This window comes from Candidatus Thiothrix phosphatis (assembly GCF_035668035.1).
Classification (GTDB): Bacteria; Pseudomonadota; Gammaproteobacteria; order Thiotrichales; family Thiotrichaceae; genus Thiothrix; species Thiothrix phosphatis.
Genome location: NZ_JAYMYJ010000105.1, coordinates 39092 through 55305, shown reverse-complemented (window position 1 = coordinate 55305; position 16214 = coordinate 39092). Strand labels below are relative to the sequence as shown.

Annotated in this window: 18 protein-coding genes; 4 read left to right on the top strand and 14 right to left on the bottom strand. The window is 55.7% G+C overall.

Annotated features, from left to right (window positions below; all coding sequences use genetic code 11):
• Positions 1–40: 40 nt before the first annotated feature.
• Positions 41–514: a DUF2244 domain-containing protein gene (locus tag VSS37_RS10810; protein WP_324695104.1), complete on the bottom strand. Its 474-nt coding sequence runs from the start codon at positions 512–514 to the stop codon at positions 41–43.
• Positions 515–672: 158 nt separating this feature from the next.
• On the opposite strand from VSS37_RS10810, the gene VSS37_RS10805 reads away from it, so the two are divergent.
• Together VSS37_RS10805 and VSS37_RS10800 are read left to right on the top strand one after the other, a co-directional pair.
• On the top strand, positions 673–1167 hold the full coding sequence (locus VSS37_RS10805) for a TlpA family protein disulfide reductase (protein WP_324695103.1): 495 nt from the start codon (positions 673–675) through the stop codon (positions 1165–1167).
• Positions 1167–2156: a COX15/CtaA family protein gene (locus VSS37_RS10800; protein WP_324695101.1), complete on the top strand. Its 990-nt coding sequence runs from the start codon at positions 1167–1169 to the stop codon at positions 2154–2156. The genes VSS37_RS10805 and VSS37_RS10800 overlap by 1 nt, the downstream gene beginning before the upstream one ends.
• A 134-nt stretch (positions 2157–2290) precedes the next feature.
• Here the strand turns inward: VSS37_RS10800 and VSS37_RS21855 are convergent, their stop codons facing one another.
• The 8 genes from VSS37_RS21855 to alaC form a co-directional block, all read right to left on the bottom strand.
• Entirely contained in the window at positions 2291–2545 is a 255-nt protein-coding gene (locus VSS37_RS21855; RefSeq protein WP_375339140.1) for an SUMF1/EgtB/PvdO family nonheme iron enzyme, read from the bottom strand.
• Positions 2546–2554: 9 nt separating this feature from the next.
• Positions 2555–3343 carry an RNA-directed DNA polymerase gene (locus VSS37_RS10795; RefSeq protein WP_324695099.1) on the bottom strand — a complete coding sequence of 263 codons (789 nt, stop codon included), beginning with the start codon at positions 3341–3343 and terminating at the stop codon, positions 2555–2557.
• 36 nt (positions 3344–3379) lie between these two features.
• The gene (gene avd, locus VSS37_RS10790) at positions 3380–3730 is read right to left on the bottom strand and encodes a diversity-generating retroelement protein Avd (RefSeq protein ID WP_324695098.1); all 351 of its coding nucleotides are present in this window, start codon (positions 3728–3730) and stop codon (positions 3380–3382) included.
• 120 nt (positions 3731–3850) lie between these two features.
• Positions 3851–6802 (bottom strand): nSTAND1 domain-containing NTPase, encoded by a 2952-nt coding sequence (locus tag VSS37_RS10785; protein ID WP_324695096.1) that lies wholly within the window; start codon positions 6800–6802, stop codon positions 3851–3853.
• Positions 6803–6936: 134 nt separating this feature from the next.
• Complete coding sequence (locus tag VSS37_RS10780) at positions 6937–7629, bottom strand: metal-dependent hydrolase (protein ID WP_324695094.1); 693 nt, start codon at positions 7627–7629, stop codon at positions 6937–6939.
• Positions 7630–7637: 8 nt separating this feature from the next.
• On the bottom strand, positions 7638–9068 hold the full coding sequence (gene thrC, locus VSS37_RS10775; RefSeq protein WP_324695092.1) for a threonine synthase: 1431 nt from the start codon (positions 9066–9068) through the stop codon (positions 7638–7640).
• Positions 9069–9073: 5 nt separating this feature from the next.
• Positions 9074–10384 (bottom strand): homoserine dehydrogenase, encoded by a 1311-nt coding sequence (locus VSS37_RS10770; RefSeq protein WP_324695090.1) that lies wholly within the window; start codon positions 10382–10384, stop codon positions 9074–9076.
• 39 nt (positions 10385–10423) lie between these two features.
• Positions 10424–11614 carry an alanine transaminase gene (gene alaC / locus VSS37_RS10765; RefSeq protein ID WP_324695089.1) on the bottom strand — a complete coding sequence of 397 codons (1191 nt, stop codon included), beginning with the start codon at positions 11612–11614 and terminating at the stop codon, positions 10424–10426.
• A gap of 112 nt (positions 11615–11726) precedes the next feature.
• On the opposite strand from alaC, the gene VSS37_RS10760 reads away from it, so the two are divergent.
• Positions 11727–12098, top strand: a complete 372-nt coding sequence (locus VSS37_RS10760) for an Mth938-like domain-containing protein (protein WP_324695087.1) — start codon at positions 11727–11729, stop codon at positions 12096–12098.
• Positions 12099–12130: 32 nt separating this feature from the next.
• Here the strand turns inward: VSS37_RS10760 and rpoS are convergent, their stop codons facing one another.
• From rpoS to VSS37_RS10735, 5 genes are all read right to left on the bottom strand, one after another.
• Entirely contained in the window at positions 12131–13129 is a 999-nt protein-coding gene (rpoS, locus tag VSS37_RS10755) for an RNA polymerase sigma factor RpoS (protein ID WP_324695086.1), read from the bottom strand.
• A gap of 335 nt (positions 13130–13464) precedes the next feature.
• Positions 13465–13941, bottom strand: coding sequence for a DUF3106 domain-containing protein (locus VSS37_RS10750; RefSeq protein WP_324695084.1), 477 nt, complete (start codon positions 13939–13941; stop codon positions 13465–13467).
• Positions 13922–14158, bottom strand: coding sequence for a hypothetical protein (locus VSS37_RS10745; RefSeq protein WP_324695082.1), 237 nt, complete (start codon positions 14156–14158; stop codon positions 13922–13924). The genes VSS37_RS10750 and VSS37_RS10745 overlap by 20 nt, the downstream gene beginning before the upstream one ends.
• Before the next feature lie 23 nt (positions 14159–14181).
• A complete protein-coding gene (locus VSS37_RS10740) occupies positions 14182–14589 on the bottom strand; it encodes a hypothetical protein (protein ID WP_324695080.1) in 408 nt (135 codons plus the stop codon).
• Positions 14586–15194 carry an RNA polymerase sigma factor gene (locus tag VSS37_RS10735; protein ID WP_324695079.1) on the bottom strand — a complete coding sequence of 203 codons (609 nt, stop codon included), beginning with the start codon at positions 15192–15194 and terminating at the stop codon, positions 14586–14588. The genes VSS37_RS10740 and VSS37_RS10735 overlap by 4 nt, the downstream gene beginning before the upstream one ends.
• A gap of 156 nt (positions 15195–15350) precedes the next feature.
• On the opposite strand from VSS37_RS10735, the gene ypfJ reads away from it, so the two are divergent.
• Positions 15351–16214 carry a KPN_02809 family neutral zinc metallopeptidase gene (gene ypfJ, locus VSS37_RS10730; RefSeq protein WP_324695078.1) on the top strand — a complete coding sequence of 288 codons (864 nt, stop codon included), beginning with the start codon at positions 15351–15353 and terminating at the stop codon, positions 16212–16214.

Genomic DNA, 16214 nt, shown 5'->3' with positions numbered 1-16214 from the left:
CCTGACATGTTTCCTCCTCCAACGGGTATTCGTGTCCTGCTCAGGGCATCCGGCGGCAATCCTCCAGTGACGCCCTGATGCTCGCCGCGAACGCCTTGCGGTCATCCTCGGTCAGGCAAGCGCCAATTTCGATACTGCGCCCGTGCGACTGCAACAGCAGTTTGCCGGGATACCAGCTATGCTGATCCAACTGGAGCGCAACCCTTGCCCAATACGTCTGGAAACGGCATTCCTGCAGGACTTTTACGCCGCGCCGGGCAATGAACAGAATGGAGTCGTGGCTGATCTGGATGGTTTCGGAATAACGCGAACCGCGTTCAAACAGGTATAGGCAGCAGCCTAAGACCACGAGTTCAAGCACGGTGAACGGCAGCACCAGCCATGCGCCCAGCAAAATGCAGCGCAACGCAACCAGCAGGGAAAAGACGGCGACCGCCAAGAAGAAAACCAGCATCCCTTCGCGGGACAAAGAGCGGTTTGGCCGCACCTCGAAGATCCGGCATTGATCGGTCATGTTGTCTGTCATCGTCACCACAACAAGCCCTCTTTGCTTCATGCCAAGTGTGTGAAACCACACGGTATCCAGGTAATATATCTTAGTTTTTGACAATTATCATGGAAATTTGTCGCCAATTCATGATGTCTGGATTTGCTAATAAACTGAAATACCTCATGCCCCTGGCCTTGGTCGCAGCGGGCGGCGCCGCTGCATTGCTGTGGGCAAGCAAACCCGATCCCCGCATCACCCCACTGAACCTGCCATCGCTGACAGGTGGCCGCATCCATATCCCTGACCCACGAGGCCGACTCAGTTGGGTCAGTTCCTGGTCTGCCAGTTGTGCGCCCTGCTTGCATGAATTGCCCGCACTGGAAGCTTTCCACCGCCGCTACGGCGACCAATTATCCATCGTGGCGTTGGCCATGCCTTATGACCCGCCGAACATCATCCTGGATGTTCAAACCCGCTTGCGGTTGTCCGTGCCGGTGGCGCTGGATCTGGAGGGGAGCGCCGCGCGGCGGCTGACGCCTGACCTCGTGGTTCCAAGCCACCACCTGATTGACAGCCAGGGGCGCATCCTGCTCAACTTACGGGGAGCCTTGACGCTGGATGAAATGCTGGCGCAGTTGAGGCCCTACCTCCAAACCCAAGCCGACACCGGACCATAATGCAAACATTCTACTCACGCCTGCTCTCCGTCACCTTGCTGCTGGCGCTGGCGGTCATTGTGCTGGGGGCGTATACGCGCCTTTCCGACGCAGGGCTAGGCTGCCCCGACTGGCCTGGTTGCTACGGGCACCTGACCGTGCCGGGCGTGGTGGACGACGCCCAATTCCAGCGACCGCTGGAAGCGCACAAGGCCTGGAAGGAAATGATCCACCGTTATGCCGCCGGAACGCTGGGTTTACTGATTTTAGGCATTTTTATTATCAACCTGCGGTTCCGTCAGCAACTGGCGCAAACGGGGCTGGCGCTGCCTGCGCTGTTGCTGGGGACTGTCCTGTTCCAGGCCGCCCTGGGCATGTGGACAGTGACCCTGCTGTTAAGCCCGATGATTGTGACCGGCCATTTGCTGGGCGGCTTCGCCACCCTGTCGCTGGTATGGCTGCTATGGCTCCGGCAGCACCATTCCCGGCCACTGATGTTCCATTCCCCGGCAACGGTCAGGTTGAAAATGGCCAGCCTGATCACCTTGCTGCTGTTGGTTGGGCAGATTTTCCTGGGCGGTTGGACCAGCACCCATTACGCCGCCGTCGCCTGCGGAACCACGTTCCCAACCTGTCACGGCACCTTGTGGCCAGATGCGGATTTTGCCAGCGGGTTTGCGTTCGAATGGCGGGAAGGGACCAATTACGAATTCGGCATCCTGGAAAATCCAGCGCGCACCGCCATCCATCTGGCGCACCGGCTGGGGGCGCTGGTTGTGTTGCTGACGCTGGGCGCACTGGCGTGGTGGGCAATCCGCAAGCGCCAACAGCTATTGGGAATGACCCCATACGCCATCCTGCTGCTTCTGCTGACACAGGTGACATTGGGCATCTTGAATGTGGTACTGGCTTTGCCCTTGTTTGTCGCCACCAGCCATACCTTGGTGGCGGCGTTGCTGCTGCTGGCGGTGATCAGCCTGAATTACCGGCTGTATCTGGCGCGGCAGTAGGATGGGACGGAGAACGAAACCCACCATCTTCGAAGGCTTGCCCTCCTCCCAACAGTGGCGCATCTCATTGCCCGAGTCAGTCGAGAGCAACCTGACACAGGCGCAGCGAAAAACAGGCGGGACGTTCGCCCAAGCTACCAGCCCCGCCTGCCGCTTCCCTGCCATCTATTCGGCTGGCGCGTCCGTGCGCAGCCCGGAAAAAGGGTCATGGACACCCCGATGCACGCTCCGCCTGACCGTAGGCAACCGGACTCTGGCAGCTGGGGCGGACTGGCTGAACGCAATACCCGAAATCCCACATTGTTGTTTCGGTTGTCGGTGTTGTTCCTGTTACGCGCAGAAGAACGTAACCAGTCAGGTTTGTTGTTCCACGAACCACCGCGCAACACCCGCGCACCTTAGCCCTCTTCCCGTGTAAAGACCGTAGTATCGAAAATGCGCTGGCGCAAACCCAGTGTGTCGGCTTGGCTGGCATGGCCTATCCAACTTTGAACGCCAGGGTTGAAATCACCCCATTCCACACGACCATCACGCCATGCTTGAGTGAAACCACGCAAGCGGCGGACAAAACGGTGGCCATTATCATTGCGCAGCAAACGGTGGGCGGGAAATACCCGATAACCCAACACATCCACTCCTTCGTAGACCTGAAAAATGTTCACCTTGCGCGGATGCAGGCGCAGCCGCAGTTCCAACAGTTTTTCTTCAATGGCTTGCCGCCAGCCATGCAGTTCCGCCTTGCTGTTGGAGAGCAGAACGGCATCATCGACATAACGCAGGTAGGCTTTCACCCCCAGCATTTCTTTCGCAAAATGGTCGAAACCATCCAGATACAGGTTGGCGAGGAACTGGCTGGTGAGGTTGCCAATGGGGATGCCGGTGCGCCGCTCCAGCGGGGTCAACAGGTCATCGCCGGGAAAATATACCAGTGGTTCGGGCGGGAAGGCGGGCGAATGATCGAGGATGACATCAAACAGCCACAGCACATCCGGGTCTTTGAGATGATGGGCGATTTGCTGTTTGAGGATGGCGTGGTCGATGCTGGGGAAATAGCGGGCAATATCCAACTTGAGCGCGTAGGCGTAGCGGTTTGCCCAACACTGGTAACGCGCCACCGCCTGATGCACACCTTTACCCTTGCGGCAGGCGTAGTTGTCGAAGATGATAAGCTGACAACAGGTTGCCAAATGAGACGACACCTGGCCACAGCTTGCCGTAGCGTTTCATGCCGCCTTCATCCAGCCGCCAACCTGTTTCCCCAGTTCCAGCATCAGCTTGCCGCCGAACTGGTAGCTGTTGAGGGGAATGGCGCGGAAGTCATAGCACAAACGCCACAGGTGGCGACATACCGCGAGATCGCGGTTGGCCTGGAACAAAAAGCTGCGCTTGTTGGGAACATAGGCGGCGGTCACCAGTGACTCAAGGATCAACAGCAAGCGGTTTTCCAGCCGTTCGCCCAGGGTGAAACGGCGGTTGCGCGGCAGTTTGTCGATATGCGGGATCATCCACTTGATCAGGTTGCGGCAGTCGTGGACGGCTTGTGGCACGGATGATGAGGGCTGTTTTTTATCCATTAGGTAGCCTCAAAAAAAATCGCCGCGCTTCGCGCGGTAAAGTGACCCGACCGCCACCAATCCCGACAACGGCCTCAGCAACGAGTATAGGCCATCTCCGCCACGGTAAAGGGAAAAGGGTTATTTAGTCCTGGCTGAACGCAATACCCGAAATCCCACATCGTTGATTCGGTTGCCGGTGCTGCCCCAGGAACGCGCAGAAGAACGCAACCAGTCAGGTTTGCTGTACCACGAACCACCGCGCAACACCCGCGCAGCTGACTGACTTTTAGGCTCTACACAATGGCCTGCGCCTTCATCAATATCCGCTTTCCATTCCGAACAAGTCCACTCCCAGACATTACCAGCCGTATCATGCAGCCCGAAATCATTGGCTTTAAAACTGCCAACAGGGGCAACAAATTTGTTATCCCACTGGCTACCACAACCATTACAGTTAGCCATCCCTTGGGCATCTTCCTTATCCCCCCACCAGTAAGGCGTGTCGGTTCTGGCACGGGCAGCATATTCCCATTCGGCTTCAGTCGGCAGGCGGTAACTTTCCCCGGATTTTTTACCCAGCCATTGCAGGTAAGCATTCGCATCATTCCATGACACATTCACTACTGCACGTTGCCCCCGCCCACTCTCATTGGGAGGGTTGCCAGGATAGGTTGGCGGATTCTCTGCTCCCTGTTGTTGCCAAACGTAGTAATCATACTGTTCGTAAGTCACTTCATACTTGCCAATGAAAAAAGGCTGCGGAATCGTGGCATTGGCAGCGGGATAGCCAAAGTTCTGCTGGCCGTATGATCCTATATCTTTCAATGCTTTATTTACCATTTCGCCAAACTCCTTGTCGTATTCCCCTACCAGAAACTCACCTTCAGGCGGCTGGATTGCTTTCTCCACCATTTCAGGCAACGGCTCAGTCAACCACCCCAAATTCATCAGGCGAAATTTCTGCTGGGTGAGCATGTAGTTGGGTGGTAGCCCATGATCCAGCGTCCACAGGTAGGCTTGCCCGACGAAAGCCAGCAGCAGCGCCAGCACGCCGCCCTGCACCCACGCCATGCGTTCGCTCCAACGCAGGAAACACCCTTCCTGCGTCGCCCGACCAGGGCGCACCTTGCGGAAGTGACGGAGGTCAGACCAGCCCGCCAGCCGCCACCAGCGCCCAAACCAGCCGCTGCCCTGCCATGCCGCCGCCTGTTCCTTCAACTGGTCGCGGTAAAACAGCCGGTCGCGGTTGTTGTCGATGTAGCGATAGAGCGTCTGCCAGTAGCCCACCAGTTTGCCGGTCTTTTCATCCGGACGGGCGCGGATCAGGGTTTCGTGGATCAGGTCAACCGAGACAGAAGAAACCCCTCCCAACCTCCCCTTATCAGGGGAGGAGCCGGGTGTGCCACCGTCAGCAGTTCGGCGTTGCGGCAAGGCTCCCTTCCCTGATAAGGGAAGGGCTGGGGATGGGTTTCTTCCATCGCCCACCGTGGTAATCAGGCGCAAGCCGCCATTGCCGCCCTCCTGCCGCCTGCCCGCCAGATAGTCGATGATGGCTTGCCCCTTTGCTTCGTTCTCATCCCCCGCAATCTGGCGGGCTTGCAGCAGCGGGATGCGTTCGCGGGTGTGGTTGCCCTGCGGGTTGATGCGGGTCAGCGCCAGCAGCAGTTCCAGCGCCCCTTCCCTGCCTTTGGGAAGGCTTTTGTCCTTGTCCAGCCGCTCCAGCAGGGCGTCGGCCTGCATCCCCAACAGTCCAACCAGCCTGCCTTGCTGGCGATACAGCTCATAACTGAGACGGTTGTCCTTGCGGTGTTCCCACAGGTAATGCAGCGCATTTTCCACCAGCGGCAATGCGCCCGGTTCGTTTTCGGTGTCGCTCAGGATCGCGGGGGTGATTTCGCTGGCGTCCAGCCCCGCCAGCCGCGCCGGTTGCGTGATGACCTCGCGGATGCCGTCCTGCGACAGGGTTTTCAGCAGATAACGCTTGCACTGGTCGTTGTAGCGCTCCGACAGCTTGCCGAGTTTTTCAAAGCCATCCAGGAAATCGATGCGCACCGTGCTGATCAGGAACAGCGGGCAAGTTGCATCCGCCAGCGCATAGGCAAGCTGGGCGTCAAACTGGCGCTTTTCAGCTTCTTCGGCAAAGGTGAACAACTCCTCAAACTGGTCAACCACCAACAGGAGCGCGGTATCAGCCTGCTTGTGGTCAGCCAGCAGGGAGGTCAGCACCTCTTCATCTGCTTCCATGCGCCGCCGCAAAGCCAGGGAGTCGCGGCTGGCGGGGTCAGGTTTGAAGGCATGTTCCAGCGCCTCCGCCAACTGCTTGAGCGGCTGCTTGCCCGGCATCATCGGGCCGATGATTCGCCACTTTTCGTAGCTGGTGCGCGCCCACAACGCGCCCTGCCGGATCAGCGGCAACATCCCGGCGTTCACCAGCGACGACTTGCCCGCGCCGCTGTTGCCCTCGATTTGCAGCCAGCGGCAGTATTGCCCATCCATGGGAATGTGATTCTCCGGGTTGGCCTCGCGCTGCGCGCCGAGGAATTTCAGCGCCTCCAGCGTTTCCTTGCGCCGCCCAAAAAACAGCCGCGCATCCTGTTGCTGAAAGGCGCTCAGGCCCAGATACGGGCAACCGTCGAAGGTATTGCTGCCGTCCTGCCATTCGCTCTTGTCGCGGATCGCCTGCGCCAACCGCTCCGGCAAGGCTTCGCCCAATTGCCAGCGCTGAACCTGGAACAGGCTCAGGAATGGCGGCAAGCTGCCCAAATCGCCATCCGGCAACAGGATGGGGAAAATCGGCAACCGTTGCGGATCATCATGCGGGGAAAGGTGGCGGCTCAAGGCGTACTGCACTTCCGCCCCCACCCAACGTTTGACGCCATCGCGCCCGTACAGCAGCACGAATGCGGAACAGCCCTGCAACGCAGCCTGCAAACGCTGCATCCAGTTGTCGCCCGCGTAAATGGAATCCTCATCGCGGAACACCGTAAACCCGGCCTGTTCCAGTCCTGCGCGCAAGGCGACCGCTTCCGCCAGATTATTGGTGCGGCTATAGCTGAGGAAAATCTGTTCGGTTTGCGTGGAATCCGCCATCCCGTTTCTCCAAGCCCATAGAAACAGTGGGGATTATGGCATGAAAATAGACGACACATATAGGCGACAGATTATCCCCGCCACCCCTTGCGGAAGGAAAATCGCCATCACCCGCATGACAGCACCCGGTAATATCAGGGCAAGAAGCGGGACGCGATAATGCGGTAGGTTTCCGCACTCAGCAGCGTGTCCCAGAAAGAGCGCGAATCCGGCACCACCGCCCACGCCAGGATGGTCGCCACCACCAACGCGGTGGATTTTTCACGCTTTTTCCAGTCCAGTATTTTCAGGGCGGTGCCAAATGACTTTTTGATTTTGCTGTTCATGAAATCCACGCTGTACAGCTCGTCCAGCAGCAGATGCAGCACAAAGCCCAGAAAAACAAACAGCCCGAACAGCCAAGCCATGAAGGGCTTTTCCCCCATTACGTGATAAGCGAACGCCGCCGTCAAAAACATGAACAGCAACGCCGCCACCAATGAATGGATGGAACCCCGGTGCACCGTATACTGATTAAAGATCATCCAGACCGGGAAACGGATCACGGCGAAAGCCACCAACCCCATCCCCCACAATTCGACAATCGACAGCTCGCTTTTCCGGGCGAACACGAGCAGGAAGGCCGCAATAATCCCGAACAGGGAAAACATGATCCGGCTGGGGTAAGCATGCTCCAGGTCAATATCCGGCAGGATGCCGCCAATCGTGCCCAGCAGTGCCAGCAACATGGCTTCGCGCGGCCCCGCCAACCCAACTTGCAGAAACAGCACGGAAAGCAGGCCAGCCCCCGCCGCCGCCACGGTGATATGCGTGCTGAAATTCGCCATGGAACGGCTTACGCTGTTTTTTCCACAATGAATTGTTTCACCGCATTTGCATCGGCTTCCATCACCTGGAAGCGCTGCGGCAGATTTTCCAGATCCGCCATACCGGCAGGCCGCACCGGGTCACGGCCCAAAGCTTCACGGATGGAATCCTCAAACTTGGCGGGCAAGGCGGTTTCCAGCACCAGCATTGGCACATCGGCTTCGCGGCGCTCCAACGCCACTTTCAGGCCATCCGCCGTGTGGGTGTCGATCATGACCTGCCAAGTTTCCCAGGCATTGCGGATAGTCTGCATGCGGTTGGCGTGCGAACTGGAGCCTGATTGGAAACCGAAACCAGCAACCTTGCCGAAGATGCTGCCTTCATTCAAATCGAAGGCTCCGCCCTGATCGACTTCGCCCCACAGCTCCCGTACCTTGCCCGCATCACGCCCAACCAGATCGAACACGAAACGCTCAAAGTTGGAGGCTTTGGAAATGTCCATCGACGGGCTGCTGGTGTGGTAAGTGTTGGCGGAACCGCGTGGACGGTAAACGCCAGTGCGGAAAAATTCATCCAGCACGTCATTTTCGTTGGTCGCCACCACCAGATGGCGGATCGGCAAGCCCATCATGCGCGCAATGTGTCCGGCGCAAACATTGCCGAAATTGCCGGAAGGCACCGCGAAGCTGACCTGCTGGCGGTTGTCGGCAGTCGCCGCAAAGTAACCCTTGAAGTAATAGACGACCTGCGCCGCCACCCGCGCCCAGTTGATCGAGTTGACCGCACCGATGTGGTTGGCCTGTTTAAACGCATGGTCGTTGGAAACTGCTTTGACAATGTCCTGGCAATCGTCGAACACGCCCTTGACCGCGATATTGAAAATGTTCGGGTCTTGCAGGCTGAACATCTGCGCGGTCTGGAAACGGCTCATCTTGCCGTAGGGCGACAGCATGAACACATTGACGCCGTGCTTGCCGCGCATGGCGTATTCGGCGGAAGAGCCTGTGTCGCCGGAGGTCGCGCCGAGGATATTGATGCCCTGCCCCGCCTTCGCCAGCACGTATTCAAACAGGTTGCCGAGCAACTGCATCGCCATGTCCTTGAACGCAATGGTCGGGCCATTGGACAAACACAACAGATGCAAATCAGGCTCCAGGGTGTGCAGCGGGGTAATGTCTTCCGCATTTTCGCCGGGGCGCACATTGCAATAAACCGCCGCCGTGTACGTTTTGTCGATGATGGCTTGCAGGTCATCCGCCGGGATGTCGGTGATGAAACGCGACAGCACCTCAAACGCCAGTTCGCGGTAATTCATGCCGCGCATCCGCGCCAAGCCATCATCACTGAAATGTGGGTAGGTTTCCGGCAGGTATAGGCCGCCATCCGGCGCCAAGCCACCCAGCAAAATTTCAGTAAAGGATTGCGCGGGCGATTGCCCGCGGGTGGAAATATATTTCATAAGTCTTAGCCCAGGCTTTCTACGCGGATGCGGGTAACGCTGCTGCAAATGCTTTCCAGCGCCTCAATGGCCGTAATCGCTTCGTCCATGTTGCCTTCGCGCACCCGCTGGGTCAGCATGATAATGTCAACCTTGTTTTCGCCGGTTTTCGGCTCTTTCTGGATGAAGGCTTCGATGCTGATCTGGCGGTCGCCGAGAATGCGGGTGACATCCGCCAGCACGCCCGGACGGTCCAGCGCGCACATGCGCAAATAGAACGCCGTTTCCACTTCTTCGATCGGCAAAATGGCCGTGTCCGCCAAGCTGCTGGGCTGAAACGCCAGATGCGGCACACGGTTGGTCGGGTCGGAGGTCAGCGCACGGGCAATGTCCACCAGATCGGCGATGACGGCGGAAGCGGTTGGTTCCGCGCCAGCCCCAGCGCCGTAGTACAGGGTCGGCCCCACTGCGTCGCCTTTCACCAGCACGGCATTCATGACCCCATCGACATTGGCGATCAGGCGGCGATGCGGGATCAGGGTCGGGTGCACCCGCTGTTCGATGCCTTTGGCGGTGCGGCGCGCAATCCCCAAGTGCTTGATGCGGTAGCCAAGCTCAGTCGCATAGGTGACATCTTCCGCCGTGATTTTCGTGATGCCCTCGGTATAGGTCTGCTTGAATTGCAGCGGGATGCCAAACGCGATGGCGGAGAGAATGGTCAGCTTGTGGGCGGCGTCGATCCCCTCCACATCAAAGGTGGGGTCAGCTTCAGCGTAACCCAACGTCTGCGCCTCGCTCAACACGTCGCCAAAAGCGCGGCCCTTGTCACGCATTTCCGTGAGGATGAAGTTGCCAGTGCCATTGATGATGCCCGCCAGCCATTCGATACGGTTGGCCGCCAGACCTTCACGCACCGCCTTGATGACCGGGATGCCGCCTGCGACCGCCGCTTCAAACGCCACCATGACACCCTGTTCTTGGGCTGCGGCGAAAATTTCATTGCCGTGCAACGCTATCAGCGCCTTGTTCGCCGTCACAATATGCTTGCCATTGTGGATTGCCCGCAGCACCAGATCACGCGCCACGGTGTAGCCGCCAATCAACTCCACCACAATCTGGATGTCCGGATCGCTGACGACATCGAACGCATCCTCGGTCAGGCGCACATCACCCAAGCCCAATTGTTCGGCACGACTAAGGTTCAGGTTGGCGGCGTAATCGATTACGATGCCGCGGCCTGCACGACGGGCAATTTCTTCCGCATTACGTTTCAAAACAGTCGCAGTACCGCCACCGACGGTTCCCAACCCCAGCAGACCAACCTTGACAGGCTCCATGCTTACTCCTCCAATTGAATGGCAGGACGCCCAGCTTATTTATGCCGCGCCCTGATCTTTACGGAACATTTGCTTAATGTTGCGGATCGCCTGACGTGTCCGGTGCTCATTTTCAATCAGGCTGAAACGGACGTGATCATCGCCATATTCGCCAAAACCGATACCTGGCGACACCGCCACTTTGGCGTCAGCCAGCACTTTCTTGGCGAATTCCAACGAACCCATGTGTGCATACTGTTCAGGGATTTTGGCCCAGACGAACATGCTGGCCTTGGGGCGCTCGACCGACCAGCCCGCTGCATTGAGGCCATCGCACAGGACATTGCGGCGGCTTTCATACATGCTGCGGATTTCCTCCACACAATCCTGCGGCCCATCCAACGCCTGGATGGCGGCCACCTGGATCGGGGTGAACGTGCCGTAATCCAGATAGGACTTGATCCGCTCCAGCGCCTTGACCAGGGTCGGGTTGCCACACATGAAACCTACCCGCCAGCCCGGCATGTTGTAGGTCTTGGACAGGGAGTAAAACTCAACGGCGATATCTTTCGCCCCTTCCACTTGCAGGATGGACGGCGCCTTATAGCCATCGAAACAGATTTCACCGTAGGCAATGTCGTGAATGACCCAGATTTGGTGTTCCTTGGCAATCCTGATGACACGCTCGAAAAAGTCCAGATCCACCACCTGCCCCGTCGGGTTGCCCGGAAAATTCAGGATCAGCATCTTCGGCACCGGCCAGGAGTTCTTGATGGCGGCTTCCAATTCAGCGAAAAAATCCCTGCCCGGAACCATCGGCACATGCCGGATATCGGCATCGGCAATAATGCTGCCATAGGGATGGATGGGGTAAGCCGGATTGGGCACCAGCACCGTGTCGCCCCGGCTCATGGTCGCCAGCGCCAGATGTGCCAGGCCTTCCTTGGAACCAATGGTGGCGATCGCCTCAGTTTCCGGGTCAATATCCACATCGAATTTGCGCTTGTACCAATTACTGATGGCTTTGCGCAGGCGCGGGATGCCGCGTGACATAGAGTAGCGGTGGGTGTCATTGCGCAAGGCCGTTTCCACCAATTTGTCTACAATATGTTTAGGCGTAGGCTGATCAGGGTTCCCCATCCCGAAGTCAATGATATCCTCGCCATTGGCTCGCGCTTCTTTTTTGAGCGCATCAGTGATTTTGAAAACATAGGTCGGGAGCCGGTTTATTCTTTGAAAATTGTCCTGCACTATTCTGAATCCATCAAAGGAACATTACCCATTCACTGGGGCCATTTGTAAGCCAGCCACATTACAATTCACCATGCAGACTGTCAATTGCAGAACAGGTAGGGAAAAGGAAATGAAATTCAGCGAAGACATCGGAAACGCCCTTTACCGCATCACCGGCTACGGGGAAGGCTGGGTCAAGGTCAATCAGGAAATGCTGCAACACAGTTTCCTGCTTGGCCCACAAACGCTGCACAGGGACTGGGAACCCAAAAGCCTACAAGAACTGGAGCCTCGCCATTTGGATCCGTTATTCGAGCTTGGCGCAGAAGTCATCATTATCGGTAGCGACCCCGCCCAAAACATGCCATCTCCCGCTGTTTGGAGGGCACTGGTGCAAAACGGCGTCGGTTTTGAAATCATGGGCAATGACGCCGCTTGCCGTACTTATAATATCCTGCTCAGTGAAACACGCCGCGTGGCTGCGGCGTTTTTGCTTCGTTAAGCCAATGCAAACACTGGTTCAAGCCTAACTGTTCAGGCAATACCCAGCAGGCTTTCCCCTGACAGGCCTTTATTCTCCAGAATGCGGCGCAAGCGCTTGAGGGCGTCCATTTGAATTTGGCGCACACGTTCACGAGTCAACCCCAGCGCTTCGCCCACCTGCTCCAGTGTCGCCCGTTCATGCCCATTTAAACCAAACCGGCGCATGACGACTTCCCGCTGCTTGAACTCAAGTTGCCCCAACCAGTTGTCGACCGACTGGGTAATGTCTTCATCCTCCAGCTTGCTATCAGGTTCGTCGCTGCTTTCCGTACTGACGAAATCAACCAGGGGACTATCGCCATCTTTGCCAACAGTGACATCCAGCGAAGTGATCCGCTCGTTGAAATCCAGCAATTTGCGCAAAACTTCGATAGGCTTATCCATGGCTTCCGCCACTTGCGGAAGAGAAGGTTCATAACCCAATTTCTGGGTCATCTCCCGCACCTTGCGCATGTAAGCGTTCAGTTCCTTGTTGACATGGATTGGCAAACGGATGGTGCGGGTTTGATTCATCAGCGCGCGCTCAATATTCTGACGAATCCACCAAGTGGCGTAGGTGGAAAAACGGAACCCGCGTTCCGGGTCAAATTTTTCAACCGCATGGATCAACCCCAAATTACCCTCTTCAATCAAATCGGGCAGCGGCAGGCCTCTCCCCATGTAACGGCGGGCAATTTTCACCACCAACCGCAGATTGCAGGTGATCATCTTTTGGCGACCAAACGCATCACCCTGACGCACAAGACGCCCATACAGGACTTCTTCTTCAGGAGTCAAAAGAGGGGAAAATTCAATTTCCCGGAGGTACATTTGTGTGGCGTCAATTTCCCCCGAAGATAAGGGAGCTGCAATATCCGAGAAACCTGCTGCATCATCTTCGGAATCACCGGCTTCATCCAGTTCTTCAAGCCCATCGCCAATATTTTCCTCATCCAGTGGAGCAAAAGCAGCATCCTCCTTCTCATCCACATGGGTTTGTGGTTTTAGCATTCCTGAGACTCCTTTTTTGTAAAGGCAAAGCCTTTAGCTGTTTTCAGCAGCAGCATAAGCAACCTTCCATCTTTATAAGCATTTCGCTATGGAAAATCACTTACCCCGACTTTTGTTGACACTCTAAGAACTTTTCTGATAGCAGGTTAGCATAAATCTACATCAACGAGAAGACCTGAACACAAACTTAACGAAATACATAAATAACTGTTTTTACAGTATCTTGTGTATAACCAAAATATAGAGACCAAAACTTAACCTGAATACAAGCTGAATATAACGTGCTTAATTTAGATTTTAAATAAAAATACAATCTATAAAACAGCATAACAAATTTAACTATGGCCATACTTTTTCTGCAATTCTTTCATGTAAGCCCGGCGCTCGGCATCAGTCATCGTTGGCCAGGATTCACGCAGTTTTTTGCGCTCCCCTTCAGGCAGTTTCTGTACCCATTCGTGCCATGCACGCACTCTTGCCTTTTGTGAAGGCGACATCGTTTTAAAACGTTTCAATTGTTGGGCAACTTTCCGTTGCTGTTGTGGTGACAGCTGTTTCCATTCCGCGTAACGTTTTTTGATCCTGGCCCGCTCCGACTCGGGCTTACTGGCCCAACGACGTAAAATATTTTGTTTTTTCTCAGAAAAACCTTCCCACTCGCCCTGAAATGCCTTTAATACCGATTTTTCAGTGCTATTAAGGTCATTCCATCTGACCGGTTCCGCCATTGCATTCCCACCAATAAGCAGCATCACCATCGTAAACAAAGAACCTATCAGCCTAGGCCAAACATTATTGCCGACGCTTCCCATCTTGCATCTCCATAGTGTTGTCCGCCACCAGATACGGCGTCGTATCCATCGCGACAAAATCGATCAATTCTTTAGCTTCTTCCCAATCGCTACCGAATTCATCCCACCATGTGAGCATCGCCGTAATATCATCTGAATTCTCCTCAGCCGATATAGGCGCCATCCAAGTCAATGCAGCCAACATGCAATAACCTATCAGGATTCCCTTCCTTTTCATGCCTATCTCCTTAGATCATTTGGCTAGCCGTATTCAGCCTCCAGCCACTCGTATATTTCCAGATTTTCTAGAAAGTCCATATCTTCATTGGACATCAGGACATCCATAACATTAGCGTCCAATTCCACATCCGACGTTTTCGCTGTCCTATCGCCCAACATTGGAGCCGCCCCTGGCAATGAATCCTTAACATTGGGTAAAACCCAAAGGGTAATTGCCAATGTGACAGCGGTTGCGACTGCAAATCCCCGTGAAAACGATGAGAAGCCAGCCCCCTCAGACAAATGGCCAGACTGCTCCTGCGCCAGCAAACGCATACGCGTCAGGCGGGCCTGAGTTTGCCAATCGAGGTTCCCGGTGGTCTCATCCATCCCCTGCCTGACTGCCTCCACCAGTAACCGCTCAGTAAATTCTTTAGTCATACCTGTCATTTGTGATCTCCCAGTTTTTCCCGCAAACTGTGGATAGCCCTTGAATAGTGTGTCTTCACACTCCCTTCTGAACAGCGCATGATCCTGGCAGTTTCCGTAATGTCATAGCCTTCCCATGCACGCAGCAACAAAGCCTGCTGCTGACGCAATGGCAGTTTTCCCACCGCCGCCAACATAATGGCGCTTAGCTCATCCTGTAATAGTTGAGGCTCCGGCTCAAGAAACTGGGTTTGGGCAACCTGCTCTTCTGGCTGATATTCCTCTTCCTTGTTTTCTGCAAAGAAAAACACCCGCCAGCGATTGCGCACCTTCTGACGGCGGTGCCAATCATTGATCCGGCTGTGCAGGATGGCATGAAACAACGCGCCCCACTCCTTCTCCGTGTGGCCTGAATACTTTTGAACCAGTTTGAACATCGCATCCTGCACAATATCCATCGCCTCATCTTCATCCTGGGTCGCCAGACGCGCAGTGACGAACGCCCGCCGCTCAACTTCCCGCAGGAAATTGTTTAGCCGCGCATTTATTTCCAAGCCTTCTTCCTTATGCGAATCCCTTTCCCACCGGTTGTCATGGCCGGTTATCAGCACCGCAGTTATCATCATGTTCCTTTGAGCGCCCCTCTTCCCCCCTGCAATAAGCCGGGTACTCTGTTTCCATAACGTAATAGCCATTTATAAGTTGACAGAGAGTGTGTATTTGGCTTTAGTTCACAGAAATTGTGAAAATTTTCCTATGAAAATTCTTATTGGAGAGAAAGTATGCGTTGGAGGACAGGAAGGCAGAGCGACAATGTCGAAGACCGGCGCAATGGCGGCGGCGGCAGGGTTGGCGGATTTCACATCGGACTGGTGGGGACTGTCGCCATTGTCCTGGTTGGCTGGTTCATGGGGGCGAACCCCATACAGCTATTGGGCCTTATCGGCGGCGCAAACACCATCCTTGGGGGGATCGGCGGCGGCTCTTCAAGCGCTGTGCAGACTGGCACCCCACATGACGACATGGGCAAATTTGTTTCCACCATCCTCGCCAGCACGGAAGATGTATGGACACCCGTTTTCCAGCAAATGGGCAAACAGTACACCAAACCGAAGCTAGTGCTGTTCACCGACCAGATTGACACCGCCTGTGGCTATTCCACCGCCTCAACCGGCCCTTTTTATTGTCCAGGCGACCAAAAAGTTTACATTGACCTGGGATTTTATCGGGAACTTGCAGGCTTGGGCGCATCGGGTGACTTTGCCCAGGCTTATGTGTTGGCACATGAAGTAGGCCATCATGTGCAGAACCTGCTGGGCATTACGGATAAAGTTTCTAACCTTCAAGCCCGCTCCAGCGAACGCGACGGCAATGCCCTATCGGTTGCGCTGGAATTACAGGCCGATTGCTTTGCCGGGGTATGGGGACATTACGTACAAACCAAGTTCAACATGCTGGAGAGCGGCGATGTGGAAGAAGCCATGACGGCGGCGCAATCCATTGGTGACGACCGTTTGCAACGCATGTCAGGGCGCGCCGTCAATCCGGACTCCTTCACGCATGGCACATCCCAACAGCGCGTAAGTTGGTTCCAGCGCGGCTTTCAGTCTGGCAACATGAACGAGTGCAATACTTTCAGCAATTAA